At 67.1% G+C, this 16,472-nt stretch carries 16 protein-coding genes; 8 read left to right on the forward strand and 8 right to left on the reverse strand.

What is annotated here, in order from left to right; translation table 11 throughout:
- Positions 1-123: 123 nt before the first annotated feature.
- Both ACIGKQ_RS23705 and ACIGKQ_RS23710 read right to left on the reverse strand, forming a co-directional pair.
- Positions 124-306, reverse strand: a complete 183-nt coding sequence (locus ACIGKQ_RS23705) for a hypothetical protein (RefSeq protein ID WP_235723276.1) — start codon at positions 304-306, stop codon at positions 124-126.
- 553 nt (positions 307-859) lie between these two features.
- Entirely contained in the window at positions 860-1,174 is a 315-nt protein-coding gene (locus ACIGKQ_RS23710; protein WP_235723277.1) for a hypothetical protein, read from the reverse strand.
- Positions 1,175-1,980: 806 nt separating this feature from the next.
- Between ACIGKQ_RS23710 and ACIGKQ_RS23715 the strand changes: the two genes are divergently transcribed.
- Complete coding sequence (locus tag ACIGKQ_RS23715) at positions 1,981-2,640, forward strand: hypothetical protein (RefSeq protein WP_235723278.1); 660 nt, start codon at positions 1,981-1,983, stop codon at positions 2,638-2,640.
- A 739-nt stretch (positions 2,641-3,379) separates the two neighbouring features.
- Here the strand turns inward: ACIGKQ_RS23715 and ACIGKQ_RS23720 are convergent.
- Complete coding sequence (locus ACIGKQ_RS23720) at positions 3,380-3,730, reverse strand: metallopeptidase family protein (protein WP_235723279.1); 351 nt, start codon at positions 3,728-3,730, stop codon at positions 3,380-3,382.
- Between the two features lie 4 nt (positions 3,731-3,734).
- Complete coding sequence (locus tag ACIGKQ_RS23725) at positions 3,735-4,961, reverse strand: septum formation family protein (protein WP_396575077.1); 1,227 nt, start codon at positions 4,959-4,961, stop codon at positions 3,735-3,737.
- Positions 4,962-5,085: 124 nt separating this feature from the next.
- On the opposite strand from ACIGKQ_RS23725, the gene ACIGKQ_RS23730 reads away from it, so the two are divergent.
- From ACIGKQ_RS23730 to ACIGKQ_RS23740, 3 genes are all read left to right on the forward strand, one after another.
- Positions 5,086-5,421 (forward strand): ankyrin repeat domain-containing protein, encoded by a 336-nt coding sequence (locus ACIGKQ_RS23730; protein ID WP_235723424.1) that lies wholly within the window; start codon positions 5,086-5,088, stop codon positions 5,419-5,421.
- 67 nt (positions 5,422-5,488) lie between these two features.
- A complete protein-coding gene (serS, locus tag ACIGKQ_RS23735) occupies positions 5,489-6,745 on the forward strand; it encodes a serine--tRNA ligase (protein ID WP_396575078.1) in 1,257 nt (418 codons plus the stop codon).
- 28 nt (positions 6,746-6,773) lie between these two features.
- Positions 6,774-7,715 (forward strand): EamA/RhaT family transporter, encoded by a 942-nt coding sequence (locus ACIGKQ_RS23740; protein WP_396575079.1) that lies wholly within the window; start codon positions 6,774-6,776, stop codon positions 7,713-7,715.
- A 9-nt stretch (positions 7,716-7,724) separates the two neighbouring features.
- Here the strand turns inward: ACIGKQ_RS23740 and ACIGKQ_RS23745 are convergent, their stop codons facing one another.
- Both ACIGKQ_RS23745 and ACIGKQ_RS23750 read right to left on the reverse strand, forming a co-directional pair.
- Positions 7,725-8,237, reverse strand: coding sequence for a hypothetical protein (locus ACIGKQ_RS23745; protein WP_235723283.1), 513 nt, complete (start codon positions 8,235-8,237; stop codon positions 7,725-7,727).
- A 90-nt stretch (positions 8,238-8,327) separates the two neighbouring features.
- The gene (locus tag ACIGKQ_RS23750) at positions 8,328-10,436 is read right to left on the reverse strand and encodes an MFS transporter (RefSeq protein WP_396575080.1); all 2,109 of its coding nucleotides are present in this window, start codon (positions 10,434-10,436) and stop codon (positions 8,328-8,330) included.
- A gap of 165 nt (positions 10,437-10,601) precedes the next feature.
- Between ACIGKQ_RS23750 and ACIGKQ_RS23755 the strand changes: the two genes are divergently transcribed.
- Positions 10,602-11,453 (forward strand): hypothetical protein, encoded by an 852-nt coding sequence (locus ACIGKQ_RS23755; RefSeq protein WP_396575081.1) that lies wholly within the window; start codon positions 10,602-10,604, stop codon positions 11,451-11,453.
- A gap of 237 nt (positions 11,454-11,690) precedes the next feature.
- Here the strand turns inward: ACIGKQ_RS23755 and ACIGKQ_RS23760 are convergent, their stop codons facing one another.
- Positions 11,691-12,263 carry a TetR/AcrR family transcriptional regulator gene (locus tag ACIGKQ_RS23760; RefSeq protein WP_396575082.1) on the reverse strand — a complete coding sequence of 191 codons (573 nt, stop codon included), beginning with the start codon at positions 12,261-12,263 and terminating at the stop codon, positions 11,691-11,693.
- A gap of 95 nt (positions 12,264-12,358) precedes the next feature.
- Positions 12,359-13,939, reverse strand: a complete 1,581-nt coding sequence (locus ACIGKQ_RS23765; RefSeq protein WP_396575083.1) for a Rieske 2Fe-2S domain-containing protein — start codon at positions 13,937-13,939, stop codon at positions 12,359-12,361.
- Positions 13,940-14,033: 94 nt separating this feature from the next.
- On the opposite strand from ACIGKQ_RS23765, the gene ACIGKQ_RS23770 reads away from it, so the two are divergent.
- The 3 genes from ACIGKQ_RS23770 to ACIGKQ_RS23780 are packed head-to-tail and all read left to right on the forward strand — an operon-like array spanning position 14,034 to position 16,457.
- Positions 14,034-14,804 (forward strand): lysophospholipid acyltransferase family protein, encoded by a 771-nt coding sequence (locus ACIGKQ_RS23770; RefSeq protein ID WP_396575084.1) that lies wholly within the window; start codon positions 14,034-14,036, stop codon positions 14,802-14,804.
- A 25-nt stretch (positions 14,805-14,829) separates the two neighbouring features.
- Positions 14,830-15,603 carry a lysophospholipid acyltransferase family protein gene (locus tag ACIGKQ_RS23775; RefSeq protein WP_396575085.1) on the forward strand — a complete coding sequence of 258 codons (774 nt, stop codon included), beginning with the start codon at positions 14,830-14,832 and terminating at the stop codon, positions 15,601-15,603.
- Positions 15,600-16,457, forward strand: coding sequence for an HAD family hydrolase (locus ACIGKQ_RS23780; protein ID WP_396575086.1), 858 nt, complete (start codon positions 15,600-15,602; stop codon positions 16,455-16,457). The genes ACIGKQ_RS23775 and ACIGKQ_RS23780 overlap by 4 nt, the downstream gene beginning before the upstream one ends.
- Positions 16,458-16,472 lie beyond the last annotated feature (15 nt).

Raw genomic sequence — 16,472 nt, forward strand, 5'->3', positions numbered from 1 at the left:
CGCGCCGGTGGTCCCATAACTGGCAATCCAGGTGGTCCCATCCCCATGGCAAACAATCAGCCCAGGGTGGTCCCTTCACGGTGGCAAATGACAGCCCTGTTGCGGGGTATGCCTGCCCCGTGGTCACCACCCAGCACTGGTGAACAGGGCAACCAACATAGCGGCAGTCGTGATAAGCAGCAATGCCGAGATCACCAGTTCGCTGCGCGGTGCGGTCACCAATGCCGACGGCACCTCATCGTCGGTGCTGCTGAGAACGGTGACCGGCGCAACTTCTGACGCCGACTCCTGTGATGGTGTGCTCATGTGTGTCCCCCGTGATGATGCTGGCAGATAAATCCCCCTGCCACGGCGCATAACCACGTTCCACGGTAAGACATTCCACCGACATCGTCGATGTCAGATACGACACGGCCAACTACTCAGGTTCGCCGGTCCGAAGCGGGCATGCGCGCGGGCGGCGGGGTCGGTTCAGTGATCACCGCCCCGCGCACCTGCCCGGGTGGGTGCGGCCGGGTCGAAGTCGCCCGGCAGCAATGAGCAGGATGAGCAGGTCTAATTCGGTCGGCACCACATGCAGATTCAGGTTCCACACTCGTGCGGCGTGGCTCGCCCAACCGGAGAAGGTCGACTCAATTCGACACTCCATCCAACTCAGGCGCGCCCGGTCACCAGCACTCCTCAGTACCCGGTAACGAGGAGAACGGCAACAAAGGTCACATAACACTCCGTTCCAGCCACGACCGCCATCACCAACCCAGCTGCGCGGCTGTGTGTTCGACGTCCCACTATCTCGCCGATCGCCAACACCACCACAGCGAGGAACCCGATCAACATCCACAGCCACCACGTCAATGTGTCAACAGACCTTCCAGTCGACCCGGCCGCCAGAACCTCCCGACCCAACACCGGCCAGGGCGACATCGCCGCCGGCGCTCACACGCAGCCTGATCGCCAGGGCGTCGCGGGCACAGGTGGCCGACATCGTTGCGGCGTGCTCGATCTGCGCCCCGAGCATCGACACAGCGCCGCGCGGTCCGGTAGCGGGTGTGCACCCGAGTTGCCGCGCGGCATCGGTGACGTCGTGGTCGTTGAGGGTGAACGCACCCGCCGCCAACTTCTCCCGCACATCGTTGCCGTCGATCCGCTGCGGGCCAGCAGCTGCAGCTGTCACCGACTCACACATCAAGACACGGCGGGGTCCCCCGTCCCGGAGTCACGCACGTCTGTGCATGTGAGGCGATCTATTCGCGAGTTCGGGGAACCTGGCCACGTATGTGGCCATGACCGGCCAGTAAATCACGCACCGACGGGTTCGCTCGATGTACCGAATACCAACGTGCGGCAGCCAACTTCCTAGTTCGGCGAGCTGCCCGGGATCGGCGTGCGCCCAGTTCGGTGCGGGAGTGACGAAACCTTCAGATGTATAGACCGGGCTGTCGTCTTCCCATGTCAGGTGCGGAGCTATCGGTCGCACAGCCTGTTCATAAGTCACCTGCACCTCACGCTCAGCCACGCCGACGATCCTCGCCCTAGCGGCCGTCAAGCTCACCACTTTGAGATCATCGTCGATTCGCAGCGACGACGCCGGTTGTGGCCGCACTTCGTACACGTCTCCGGGGGTTGCGTACAGGGCAGCGTAGCCTCTCGCTACTGCGAGGCTGTCGGTGATGTACACAACCGAACCGTCGTCATCTACCCCCCGTGGACTAGATCGGTTACCTGCACCGAGTTGATAGAGGTGGTTGCGAGACAAAATCTCGTCTCCTACGTCAAGCCCCGGCGTCCCTCCATGCCAGAACGTGGTCCCGCTCGTCCGGTTCACTGCCCTGTACGGGTCCATCGCCCCCCTGTCGCCCCGACTGACTGTCTCGCGTAGGTGAGCCCCGGGATGAAGGGGCCACGGCTCTCTGACGCACAGACTCCCGTACGATAACGCACTGATAATTTTTGGGAGTGAAGAATAGGGGTGGATGACTGGTGAGTCGGGGTACGTCATCGTTCACAGGTGTTGTCGCGGTCGTTGCTGTCATCGTCGCTGCCGCAGGGTGCAGCGGCAGCACCGATGACGACGTCAACAACAGTGCTGGTGGCGCGCTGCCACCGGAATCGTCGACAACCGCCTCCACGACGGTCTCAACCCCGACGAGCAACGAAGAGATGCCCCTGCTACCTCGAGTGAACTCCGAAGCCGACGAGGATACTGAGATCGGGCTGATCGGCAGTACACACACCATTTCCGGTGACGGCTACACCATCCGTGTTCAGGTCAGCGACCCCGCCACCGTCCGCCGCAGTTCGACCTCGACGGTGAGCGTGCTGGTCCCGGTCTCGATCGACGTCGTCGACGGCGCGTACGACCTGAATCCGTCACATTGGGTGCTGCGCACACTCAGCGGCCAGGAAATCGACGGCATCACCAACTCATCGGCGCCGACCGCAATCGGCAAAGCCACCGTCACCGGCCACATCGAAGGCGTCATACCATTCGTCGACTACAGCACCCGCGGCGCCCTGACCAACGATGAGGTATCGCTGTCGCTGGTGCAGCTGGTCCCCGCAGGCACAGCGGGCGTACCTGTCGGCCAATGGAACTGGCCCGAGCCGGTACCTATCACGGAACTGCCCGCCGCACAGTAGCGAAGGCCTGTCCACCCGCGCAGCTACCGACGGGTGGACAGATGTGACGCGGTCACCTGCTCCCTGAGCGCGCTGTAGCCAGATCATGGCCAGCGAGGAATACTCCGTCCCACTCGGCACCGATCACACCGCCGCGGGGACCGAGCACGTCGCGATGGCCCGGGTCACCCTCAGCGCCCCGCAGATCACCGCCCCCGGCTACACCTTCCTGGCCGCCCTGACCCGCGAGGAGGCCGGCATGGTGGTGCGCACCGCACCCGGCCAGAGCCTCGACGGGTGGACTCGCCCCGATGAACACTGGTGTGATTATTGCCGAAAGTCCCGCGCGCGCAGCACCTCCTACGTTGTGCGTAACGAGGAGACCGGCGAGATCGTGCAGATCGGCAAGTCGTGTCTGGTGCCGTTCCTCGGTGTCTCGCCGGCCGGTTTGTGGGCGCTGCAGTACGACCCCGAGGACCTTGTCCCGGCCGAACCCTCGGGCGGGCCCGGCAGCGCACAGCTGTTCGGGGTGCGTGAGCTGCTGGCCCTGGCCTGGGTGATCACCGACGAGGGGCGCCGCTATCTCAGCCGGGCCGTCGCTGCCGACCGCGACGAGCTGCCCACCTCAGCGCACGAACTCCTCGACGTCGCAGGTGAACCGGTCGACAGCGCCGGCGCGGGCCAGGCGACGGTTGGCCTTCCCGATCCGGGCGCTAGCCGAGCGGCGTATCGGGACCCCTGCCCCCGCCCGCCGACGACCTCAGCCCCACCCGTTCGCGTGCAGCCAGTCGTCACTGATGCCGAAGTGGTGGGCGATCTCGTGGATCACCGTCACCGCGACCTCGTGCACGACCTGCTCGCGGGTGCGGCACATCGCCAGAATGGGGTCGCGGTAGATGGTGATGGTGTCGGGCAGGAAGCCGCCGTACTCGTGGTCGCGCATCGTCAGCGCCACCCCGTGATAGAGGCCGAGGATCGACGGTTCTTCCTCGTTGTGCGGCTCCACCAGGATCACCACGTTCGACATATTGTCGGTCAGCTCGGAGGGGATGGTGTCCAGCGCGTCGGACACCAGCCCGTCGAACTCGTCGTCGGACATGCGTACGGTCATCGGGTCACCCGGCCGGGGCCGGCACTTCGTCCGGATTCGGTGCGATACCCGGCGGCAGCGGAACCGGGGTGGGCAGCGCCCGACCCGGTGGCGCCTGCGGTGGTGGCACCGGCAGTTTGCCGTTGATGAGCAGGGTCGAGCGGGCATCGCCGACCAGGGTGGCGAAACCGCCCCGGTCGGGCAGTCCGAGGTAGCACACCGCGGTGCGGCTGCCGGCCAGCCAGCTGGGCTCCGACAACACCGACCACTGCACGTTCAACGTCGTCGCGTCGAGTTTCTGCTTACCGCCCAGGAAGCGGGTGGCCTGTACCGGGCAGATCGACTGCAGATAATCGTTCTGGGCCTCGACCCCCGGCCACGGCTTGCCCGACAACGGGTTGCCGAACCGCTGCGACAGCACGACGGTTCCGGTGGTCTGGAAGGCGTGGGCCTCGGTGCAGTTCACCGCGACGCCGGTGGGTTTGCGGTTGGCCGGATCGATACCGATGCACGTACCGGGTGGCCACTGGAAGGATTGGTCCTGCTCGGCGACGCGGCCGACGAATTGGTCGGCCATCCCGTCCGCACCGGTCTGCTGCAGCCCGCAGCGCAACTCGCGCGCACCCTTGTCCCACTGCACCTGCGACGGATACATCATGCCGACCGAGAACCGGCCCTGGGGATCGAGCCGCCCGTCCAGGTAGGCGTCGACGATGACCGGACACTGTTCGTCACGGATCGCGGCGAAGCGACCGGCACCCGGCCACGAGGCGCTTTCGCCGAACTCCGACCCGGGCAACAATCCGGTGTCGAGCGGACCGGCGACCTCGAAGCGGTGCTGCTGATCGCAGGCGACCTTGCTGGGATCGCCCGGGTTGTCTGCGGGCCAGTCGAGGCAGTCGTCGGGCACCGACTGGGTGAACGCGTTCTGGGCGAGCCGCTCGCCTTCGCCGATGTCGGTGCCGCCGACGCTGCCGCTCTCGTTGAACACACCCATGGCCAGGGCGATGGCGCCGGCCACGATGGCGCCGATGATCACCGCCGACAGCACCACCCGCACCGGATGGCGCAGTAGGGATCGTCGCCAGTCGCGGCCCTCGTCGTCGCGGGGGGTGTCCGCCGCGTCGGCCGATGGCGAGTCCTGTGGCGGCGCGTTGTGTGGTGACGTGTCGTGTTCTGACGTCTCGCCGCCGGGCACGTTCACCCAGTCGTCGTCGGCCCCGTCCCGCGGGGTGTCGTCATCGCCGTTCATCAGAACCCATCATGCCTGTTGCGTCTGCCGAGGAGTACCTACACTCGCGACGGTGAGTTCGCAGACCCCCGCGCCCGGCCCAGTACCCGACGATGTGGCCGAGCTCGCCGGACGGTTGTTCGACATGGCCCGCGCCGGCGACGCGCCGACCCTGGCCGCCTATCTCGACGCCGGTGTGCCCGTCGACCTGCGCAACCAGGCCGGCGACTCGCTGCTGATGCTCGCCGCCTATCACGGGTCGTCGGCGACCGTGGGGGTGCTGATCGACCGCGGCGCCGACGTCGACGCCGTCAACGACAGAGGTCAGACGCCGCTGGCCGGCGCGGTGTTCAAGGGTTTCGACGACGTGGTCGCGGCGTTGGTGCGCGCGGGTGCCGACCCATTCGCCGGCACTCCGACCGCCCACGATGCGGCCCAGATGTTCGGTCGCACCGATTACACGCGGCACTGGCAGTCGTGAATCCGCGCGGGCACGCTGACCAGCGGGTGCGACGCCACGCCACAGCGCCTCCAGTAGGGTTTCACACGTGATCGACCTGAAGATTCTTCGTGAGAACCCCGACCTCGTGCGCGACTCGCAACGGACCCGAGGTGAGGATCCCGGTCTGGTCGACGCGTTGCTGGACGCCGATGCCGCGCGCCGCGCCGCCATCGTCGAGGCCGACGGTCTGCGCTCGGAGCAGAAGGCTCTCGGCAAGCAGGTCGGCAAGGCCCAAGGCGAGGAGAAGGCCGCGCTGCTGGCCAAGGGCAAGGAACTCGCCGAACAGGTGAAGGCGGCCGTCGCGGCCCAGCACGAGGCCGACGAGGCCGCGACCGCCGCGCACCGCGCGATATCCAACCTCGTCGAGGAGGGCGCCCCGGCCGGCGGTGAGGACGACTATGTGGTTCTCGAACACGTCGGTGAACCGCGCCGGATCGACGACCCGAAGGATCACCTCGAACTCGGCGAGGCGCTGGGCCTCATCGACATGGAACGCGGGGCCAAGGTCTCTGGGTCGCGCTTCTACTTCCTGACCGGACATGGTGCGTTGTTGCAGCTCGGGCTGCTCAACATGGCCGCACAGAAGGCGGTCGCGAACGGGTTCACGCTGATGGTCCCGCCGGTGCTGGTGCGACCGGAGATCATGGGCGGCACCGGCTTCCTCGGTGCCCACGCCGACGAGGTTTATCACCTCGAAGACGACGACCTCTACCTTGTCGGTACCTCAGAAGTGCCGCTGGCCGGCTATCACTCCGACGAGATCATCGACCTCGCCGACGGCCCGAAACGCTACGCCGGCTGGTCGAGCTGTTTTCGGCGGGAAGCCGGCAGCTACGGCAAGGACACCCGCGGCATCATCCGCGTGCACCAGTTCGACAAGGTCGAGGGCTTCATCTACTGCAAACCGGAGGACGCCGCGACTGAACATCAGAAGCTGCTCGCCTGGGAGCGGGAGATGCTTGCCGCGATCGATGTGCCCTACCGGGTGATCGACGTCGCCGGCGGCGACCTCGGGTCGTCGGCGGCACGCAAATACGACTGTGAGGCCTGGGTGCCGACCCAGGGCACCTACCGCGAGTTGACCTCGACGTCGAACTGCACCACCTTCCAGGCGCGGCGGCTGTCGATCCGGTACCGCGACGAGAACGGCAAACCGCAGACCGCCGCCACGCTCAACGGCACCTTGGCCACCACCCGCTGGCTCGTCGCCATCCTGGAGAACCATCAGCAGCCCGACGGCTCGGTGACGCTGCCGCCGGAACTGGCCCGGTTCGTCGGGACCGACGTCCTCGAGCCCCGCTGATCTAAGGAAGTGTGGTGATCTCGCTGCGATGACCGCCGGAATCATCATCGCGGTGATCGGCTCGTTCGCCTTCGCCGCGGCTGCGGTACTTCAGGCGCTCGGTGCCGATCAGGTGGCGCAGCGGGCCGCCGTTCGCGAGGAGCGCCGCCAGTCGTCCAAGGCGCACCCGTCGCTGCGGTCGACCGTCGCGACGATGCTGACGGTGCCGTTCCTGGTGGGCTTCGTCTTCGACATCATCGGGTTCGTCGCGACCATCCTGTCGGCGCGGCTGATCCCGTTGTTCTTGTCGCAGACCATCATCTCGGCGCGGCTCGTCGCGACGGCGTTGTTGGCGATGGTGGTGCTACATGTGCGGCTGGCGATGCGCGACTGGGTCGCCGGCACCGTGGTGGTCGCGTCGCTGGTGCTGTTGGCGGTGTCCGCGGGAAGCGAAGGCGCGCAGAACGACCGCTGGATGCACTGGGCGGTGTTGGTCGCCGGACCTGTCCTGTTCGGGCTCGGCTTGATGTGTATGCGGATGTTGCACAAACACATTGCCGCGGCGACCGGGCTGATGGCGGGTGCGGTGTTCGGCGTGATGGCCATCGCGTCGCGCCTCGTCGACGGCCTCGACGAGTTCGACCTGATGGCGATGTTCACCGACCCCGCGTTGTATGCGTTGCTGTTCAGCGGGATCACCGGGTTCTATCTGTTCACCGTCGCGCTGCAGACGGGGTCGGTCAATGGTGCCGCCGCCGCGCTGGTGGTGGGCCAAACGGTGTTACCCGGTGCCGTCGGCATCATCTTTCTCGGCGACGTCACCCGCACCGGGTGGGGGCCGGTCGCGATCGTCGCGTTCGTCGCCGCTGTCGCCGGTGGGGTGGCGTTGGCGTCGTCCGGAGCGGTCACCGCTGTGGAATCCGCCGACGCCACCAACATGCCGACCGGCTACGGTCATCCGCCTCGGGAGCAGAGACAGATGACCGGCTGAATCAGTCGATCAGCCGCCCGACGTCTCGATCTCGCCGTCGAAGGCGAACGGGGTGTCGGTCGGTGCGCATCCGGTGAAGCTGCTGGTCAGCATCGGGCCGTTGACGCCGACCATGTCGCTACGTCCGTCGGTCCCCTCGCGCACAGTGATCTGCACGGCGGCAGCATCCTTGAACTGCGCCGGCAGGCCGATGGGTTTGATGTCGCTGATCGGGTAGACCAGGGAGGCCGTATCGCCCTTGACGTAAATGCAGGTGATCGGACCGGTGACCTGGATGGGCGTCGGGTCGGTGCCGGCCAGCACGGTCGCCGTATAGGTGCCGCCGGTGGCTCCTGCCCCGGTACGTGCGCCCTCGGCGTCGATGCGCAACAGATGCAGGTCTGGTGTCAGCGCCAGGTCACCTTGGATGCTCAGGGCAGCGGGTTCGGCCGCGGTCGCCGACGCGGCCGCGACGGTGGTCGCACCCACCGCCAGCCCGGACGCGGCGAGCGCGGATGCTGCGAGGCGAGCAGTTCGGTTCATGAGTTGCCTCCTTCTCGAGTCCCCCGACCCTCAGTGGAGTCCCGACCCTGCGAGGAGTTCCCCCGATCCCGCTGTCTCAACCGTAGGCGATCACCCGCGGCCGTGCCCAGCCTTCTCGCCGACCCCGGCAGCCGCGTTCAGGCCGCTCACCTGCGCGGATGGGCCGGTTTCGGCGAATTTGCCGGTTTCGGCGGTGTGCTCGCCGCGGCCGGGGTCGTCACTCGCGGCGGCCGGCGGCACAAACAGCACCGGTATCGCGGTGTGCGCAGCAACGGTCGCCGAGACGCTGCCCTGTAACGCGGCCAACAGCCCACCGCGCGGATGCGGCCCGAGCACGATGAGCCGGGCCTTCTCGGCCTGCGCGGCGGATACGATGCCCTGCCAGGTCGGTGCGGCCTCGATCGCCACGCTGCGGGCGCGGAAACCGGCCTGCTCGGCCAGATGGGCACCGTCGGCGGCCACCCGTTCGGCCATCCGTGCGACCTCGTGTGCGTTGTTCGGGTCGAAATATTCGCCAGGCGGGGGCGTGAACCCGACATCGGCCGGCTGCCACACGCAGACGACCACGGCGTCTCGGCCGGGGCCGACGAGCCCGGGGGCGGCGACGATGGCCGATCGCGCGAGGTCGCTGCCGTCGTAGGCGAAGCAGATCGGACCAGGTGTCGCGCGATCGAGGTCGGCCTCGGCGATGGGCGCCGGCGCCGGCAATCCCCGATCCACCGGCTCGGAACGGGTGGGGGCCGGTGCCGCGGTGCCGCGCAGCCGGGCGAGCAGCGGCGGGGAGTGCCAGGCCGCGGCGTCACCCTCCAGGAAGCGATCGAGGTCGGGCTTCTGTGGGCGAGCGCCGCTGAGCGCATAGACCGCGATACCGAACACCGCGCCGGCGATGGCCAGGCCGAATCCGATCCACAACGCGTGGCGGGTGCCGTCGAGCCGGTCGGCGGACGCGGCAACCACGATGTTGGCGAGAATCGGCGCCACCAGGAACGCCGCCACCGCACGCAGCAGCTCGATGATCGCGAACACCCGTTGCAGACTGTTGGACTGCAGCGAGAACCCGGTGACGAACAGTGCGGGCGCCACCGTCGCACCCAGCGCCAGGCCGGTCAGTGCCGCGCCGAGCAGCACCAGTGGCTGATTGGCCGGCAAGGCGAGCTGGAACACCACGATCCCGGCCGCCAGCAGCACCATGCCGACCAGCGGCAGGTAGTGCATCGCGCGACGCGAGATCACAACGCCGAAGACGACCGCCATCACGATGGCGCCACCCAGCTCGGGCAGATACAGCAGCCCCACCCGGAAGGCACTGAGCTCATCCATCAACGCGGCGGCGGTGAGCGAGGTGGCCGCGACCGAGGCCGCCGCGGCGAACAGGGCCAGCCCCACCCCCGCGACCGGAATCGAACTGGTGAGCACCGCCCGCACCGTCAACAGGGGTCGGCGTGCCCGGAACTGATAGGTGATCAGCGTGACGATCAAAGCCAGGCCGACGAACATCGGCAACGCCACCTCGACGTCGAACAGGCCATGGGTGGTCAGTCGCGCGGCGCCGGCGAAGGCCAGTACGCAGCCCGCGGCGGCCAGCCCGATCGCCCGCAGATCACGTGGCGCGGTCGGGTCCGCCGGCGGTGCGTCCTCGAAGGTGAGGACCGCCATGGCGAGCGCCAGCACTGCGATGCCGGCGATGATCCAGAACAGAGGGCGCCACTGCCCGGCCGCCGACTGCACGCCGCCGATGAACGGCCCGATGGCCACCGCACCGAACACGCACATGTTCATGATCATGGCGGTCTGGGGCAGACGCTTCTTGGGGAAACCGATGGTCAACGACGGCGCGGCGGCGATCAGCAGCATGCTGGTGGCGAGGCCGAGGAAGATCAGCCCGAAGGTGAACATGACGCCGTTTACCGCACCGGCCGTGACGACCGCACCCACCACGAGCACCACCGCGTACGCCAACAGCATCCGACGCTGCGGGAGGTGTTGGGCCAGTTGCACCGCCAGCACCGTGCCGGCTGCGTAGGCCGCGTTGGCGAGGCCGGATGCGAGGCTCATCATCTGCGGTGTCATACCGAGCTGGGCGGTGATCGTCGGTACCAGCGGTTCGATGGCCGCGGACAGCGCGAGATACGGGATGAGCGCGAAGGTGACCATGACGGCCACGGCCGGATAGCGTCCGGCAAAGGGGCCCTGACGCATCAGCATTCCTCAGCGGTGGCGCAGGCAGGGGCACGACGGGCGGCTACTGATCCGCGGGCGAGAGTCACGTGTAGCGGTAACGGGCTCGCGGCCTGGTCTTGTTCCCGCAGCGCCGATGTGTGTCAGGTGTCTCATCTCCGCCTTCACGTCCGTGATACTGATCGGATGGTCGTCGGAATCGTCGCCGCCGTGGTCGCGGCATTGGCCTACGGAACGGGATCAGTCCTGCAGGCCTACGGCGCACGAAGCGCGGTCGAACCGGGTGACGCGAACACACACGCACCGACCCTGCGGTCGACGATCACCGCGATGCTGACGGTCGCCTTCCTCACCGGAATAGCCCTCGATGGTGTCGGATTTGTCGGGAATCTGGTTGCCGCTCGGGATCTTCCGCTGTTCCTCGCGCAGCCGATCGTGAGTGCGAACCTGGTGGTGACCGCGGTTCTCGCGGCGATCTTCCTGCATGTGCAGCTACGAACCCGAGATCGGGTCGCAATCGGCGTCGTCGTGGTGGCGCTCGTGGTGCTCGCCGTCGCGTCCGCCGACGAGGGACACGGGCACGACGGTGCGTGGCTGCATTGGTCGGTGCTCGGTGGCGGAGCCGTGTTGTTTGTCGGCGGGCTCGCCTTGGTGCAGTGGGCCGGGCCGCGCGTCGCGACGGTCGCCGGACTGTTGGCCGGAGTCCTGTTCGGGGTGATGGCCGTCGCGGTCCGCATCGTGCACGGTATCGATCCGTTCGACCTCGCAACGTTGCTCTCCGACCCCGCGGCCTATGCGGTGATCGGGTGCGGCGTCGCCGGCTTCTATTTGTTCACGGTGGCGCTGCAGACGGGATCGGTCAACGGAGCTGCGGCGGCTCTCGTCGTCGGCGAGACGGTGGTGCCGGGCGCGGTGGGACTGGCCCTGCTCGGCGACGCGACCCGAGCGGGTTGGGAGCCGGTCGCGATCGTTGCGTTCGTTGCGGCGGTGGTGGGTGCCGTCGTCGTGGCGTCATCGCCCGCAGTGCCGCAGGGCTGAGTTGTTGCGCGCTGTCGTTGCGGTCTGAGGTATCTGCGGGCGGGTGCGCCTCGGTCACTCCCGCTGCCACCGGAGCGGCGCCGCTGCTGGCTCGCTCCGGTGACCCCCCGACAAGGAATGTGAGAACGTGCTGTCCCACAATGCCGGGAAAGATAGCATGCCGACTGCACGTTCGGCAACGAACGTGCAGGTATGGGCCGGATCGACCCCCGAGCGTCAGGGAAGGGTGCCGGTGGCTCAGGCGGGCTCAGCGGTGGACCGGTGGGTGGCCAATGCGACGATGACGGTGAGCAGCATGTCGATCACCTCATCCCGATCGGGCCGATCGGTGCTGCTCGCCCACAGATGGCCGGCCTCGGTCAACGCGCCGATGAATGCTGCCGCCTCGTAGTCGAAGCCGAACGGTGAATCGCTGAGACCGCCGATCTCCGCGGCAGCGGCACCGAAGAACGTCGTCCATTCTGCGCGGGACCGCACGCGATGAGCTTCGACTCGTGCGCTCACACCGCCGATCTCGATGAATGCGATGCGCATCCGCCGCGGCTCGGTGGCAACCGAGTCGAAGAAGGCGGCGATGGCCGGGCGCACCCGGTCCTGCAGGCTTGCCTCCGGATCGGCGCGGGTGAATGCGGCGAGGACCGCGGTGCGGGCTTGTGCGTGGATCATGTCGTACACCGCGATCAGCAGATCCTCACGGCTGTCGAACAACTCGTAGAACTGCCGCCGGGACAGGCCGGCGGCAGTGCAGATCGTCGAGACCGTGCCACGTGCGTAGCCCTGGGTGCCGTACACCTCCAGGGCGGCCGCCATGAATCTGTCCTGGCGGTCAGCGCGGCGCTCGGTGACCGGGCGCCCTCGGTATGACCGTTGTGCCACAGTGCGTCCCGCAGCCTATATGTGGGTCATCAGGAGTCCAGGCGCTGGGCGCGCAGTTCGTGGCCCTTGGAGGTGAGGCAGCGCCCCGACGTCAGATCCCATTGCCAGCCATGCAGATTGCACGTCAGTTTCTCACCCTCGATGACGCCGAACTTGGACAGATCTGCCTTCAGGTGTGGGCACCGGCGCTGCATCTCCCAGCCGTCCTTGACGATCGAGGCAGAGTCGTCATGGGCCTCGGCGAACCAGCCGTCGGCATAGGCGATCCGCTCGTCGGTCAGGCACTTGAAGAAGGTGTACAGGTACTCGTTGTAGCCGCCGATGCGCCACGTGGTGAACCGGGTGGAGAGGAAGATGGTGTTGACCCAGTCCGGTTCGTCGTCGCGCAGCACGGTCCGGACCAGTTCAGGTGCGATCCGGAAGCCGTAGCGGTACTTGCCTTCTCCCTCTTTCGGCTCGCGCACGATGCGGTTGGGGAAGTCCACCACGACGACCTCGTCACCCATCACGAGACCCACCGGATACCCGATACCGTCGCAGATCAGGTCGGACTGCGCCATGATCGGTTCGAAGAGTTCCTTGAGTGCCGGCAGCAACGGATCACCGTCGGCCGGTGCCCAGGTGGCCTTCTCGGCCGCGATCACCGGAGCGAACTTCTCCTTCATCTTCTCCAGGTAGGCACGCTTGTTCTCGCCGAAGACCTCACCCGGCGGATACGGGTGGGAGACCTCGGTCAGCGACGACCCGGCGAACTCGGCGACCGAACCCGACACCATCATCAGGCCGCGGTGCTTTTCGCCGTCGTCGGTGCCGTGGATACGCATTTGCTCGAGGAAGGTTTCCTGGTCAGGGAAGATCGACGTCTCATCGGCGCCGTCGACTCCCGACCCGAAGTCGTTGAGCCCGAACAGGTCCTCGTCGAGGAACATCGGTGGTCCGGCCGACGGGACCACCCAGCTCGCGCCGACCTGCTCGATGTAGGAACGGGCCCGATCCATGCCGCGCTGCCGCTTCTGCGCGGCGAAGTTCGCCTTGGACTTGCGCGGGATGTCGTAGACCATCGGGTACCAGATCGCACCCGAGTACTGCAGCAGGTGCACATCGACGTGGCCGAACGCCTCGGAGATGACATCGAGGTCGATCGGCCGGGCGTCGTTCATGTTGAAGCAGGTGGTCTCGCCGTCGGAGACGATCAGACCGCTGTCGCCGATGGGCCCGTCGGCAGGTGCGCGCAGCGCGATGATCATCACATCCAGCGACCCCTTGGGGCCGCTGACCGTCGTCTTCACCGAGTCCTCGGTCTCCACGAACCTGTGGAAACCGAGCTTCTCGAGCTCCCGCTTGAGATCGGGCACCGGGTAGTCGGGCAGCAGCACGGTCGCGTCCTTGTTGACGTTCTCGCGCAGGTTGCGTTCGTCGAAATGATCGCGATGCAGATGCGAGACGTACAGGTAGTCACAGTCGCCGAGTGAACGCCAGTCGAGCTCGGAGTTGTCGGGGAACGGTACCCACGACGCGAAGTAGGCAGGGTTGACCCACGGGTCGCAGAGGATCGAACCGGCCGCGGTCTGGATGTGGAAACCGGCATGTCCCACGCTGGTGATCTGCAACTTCTCGCCTCCTCGCACTCGAGCCGCTGGGTAGGTGCCCGAGATCGAAATCGGCTCCCAGGGTAGCGCCTCGCCCATGGCCTAAGCTCGACGCATGGAACCGGTCTACGACGCTGTGATCACCACCGCACGCCTGTTGTGGCTGGCCGAGGGCCTGAAGTTCAAGGTGTCGGGGGTGGAGAACGTTCCCGTCGACGGCCCGGGCGTGGTCGCGATCAACCACACCGGGTACATGGACTTCACCTATGCCGGCATCCCCGCCTTTCTGCAAGGCCGCCGCAAAGTGCGGTTCATGGCGAAGAAAGAGGTGTTCGACAGCAAGGTCTCCGGTCCGATCATGCGTGCGCTCAAACACATCCCGGTCGATCGCGGCAGCGGCGCACAGAGCTATCGCGACGCCGTGGACTATCTCAAACGTGGCGAACTCGTGGGTGTCTACCCGGAGGCGACGATCAGCCGCAGCTTCGAGCTCAAGGACTTCAAGTCCGGTGCCGCGCGCATGGCACTGGAATCGGGGGCGCCGATCATCCCCACGGTGATCTGGGGTGCGCAGCGGGTGTGGACCAAGGGCCACCCCAAGAACCTCGGGCGCAGCAACGTCAAGATCATGATCGGCGTCGCCGAACCCATCGAACCGGCGGGCACCGCTGACGAGATCACCGCGCGGCTGCACGAGGTGATGGGCAAGAAGCTGCTCGAACTGCAGGACGCCTACGGTGAGCATCCCGCCGGCGAATACTGGGTGCCCGCGCGCCTGGGCGGGTCGGCGCCCACTCTCGAGGAGGCGAACCGGATGGATGCCGAGGAACAGGCGGCCAAAGCGGCCCGCCGCGCCGAGCGAGAGGCGGGCGGCGAGGCCTCCTGATCGCCCCCGACTACCCTGGCTCAACATGGAACCGGTCTACCGGACGCTCGAGGTCATCGCGAATGGCTTGGTGCGAGCGCAGGGGCTGGACCTGCGGTTCTCGGGTCTGCAGAACATCCCGCGCGCCGGTGGGGCAGTGCTGGCCGTCAACCACACCAGCTATGTCGACTTCCTGCCGCTGGCGCTCGGGCTGTACCGGGTCGGCCGGCGCACCCGGTTCATGATCAAGTCCGAGGTGATGGATGTGGCGATCATGCGTTTCCTGGTCAACCACACCAAGACGGTGCCGGTGGACCGGTCGGTCGGTGCCGACGCCTATCGTGCCGCCGTCGACGAACTCTCAGACGGCGAGATGGTCGCCGTCTACCCGGAGTCGACCATCAGTCGCAGTTTCGAACTCAAGGAGTTCAAGACCGGCGCGGTACGCATGGCCGGGGAGGCGGGTGTGCCGATCGTCCCGGCGATCGTCTGGGGTGCCCAGCGCCAATGGACCAAAACCGAGACGGGCACCCGACAGATGGGCCGCAGTCGACTGCCGGTTGCGGTCAGCTACGGCGAGCCGGTGCGGGTCGACGCCGGCGAGGACTCGCATGCGGCCACTGCCGGGCTGCGAGAGGAGATGACGACATTGTTGCACAAGGTGCAGGACGCCTACGGGCCGCATCCGCAAGGCGAGTTCTGGGTGCCCGCCCGACTCGGCGGCTCGGCACCGACACCGGAACAGGCCCGGGTGATCGAAGACGCCGAGGCGGCGGCGAAGGCCGCGGCGCGTGCGCAGAAGGCGCGAGGTGAGCGGTGAGCCCGGCACCCCCGGATTCGGGGGCCTTCGGTCCGCCCACGCTGATCGCGTCGGATGTGGACGGCACCCTCATCGATGATGAGAATCGCGTGTCGCGCAGGACGATCGAGGTCTTGGCGGCCGCCGCCGAGCGCGGCGTCGACTTCGTGTTGGCCACCGGCCGACCGCCCAGGTGGATCGCCGAGATCACCGATCAACTCGAGGGCACCGCAGCACATGTGGGATACGCGGTGTGCGCCAACGGCGCCATCCTCTATGACGTCGAGCACGACCACGTGATCTCTGCCGCGACAATGGCACCCGACGTCCTGGAGAAGCTCGTGGCGCAGGCTTATCGGCAGGTACCGGGGTGTGGTATCGCCGCCGAACGTGCTGGACGGTCCGCCTACGACGCCGCCACCCCGCCCTTTGTAGCCACCTCGGGATACCGTCACGCCTGGCTCAATCCCGACCATATCGAGGTGGGTGACGACGAGGTGCATGCCGAACCGGCAGTGAAACTGCTAGTTCGCCAACCGGATATGCGTAGCGACGAGATCGCTGCCCGACTCAAGGACACTGTCGACGGGCTGGCGCAGATCACCTTTTCGACCGACAACGGGCTTGTCGAGCTGGCGGTGCCCGATACGCACAAGGCGTCTGGGCTGCGGCACATCGTCGAACTGGCGCAGCTGGACTCGTCGGCGACCGTCGCCTTCGGCGACATGCCCAACGACGTCGAGATGCTCAGCTGGGCCGGCCACGGCGTGGCGATGAGCCACGGCCACCCCGCGGCGTTGGCCGCCGCCGACGAGATCACCGTCGGAAACAACGAGGACGGCGTCGCCCGCGTGCTGGAGCGGTGGTTCGGGTAGCTCACTGCGGTGGCG

Origin of the sequence: Gordonia sp. NPDC062954 (assembly GCF_044543825.1) — a bacterium.
GTDB classification, from domain to species: Bacteria; Actinomycetota; Actinomycetes; order Mycobacteriales; family Mycobacteriaceae; genus Gordonia; species Gordonia tangerina.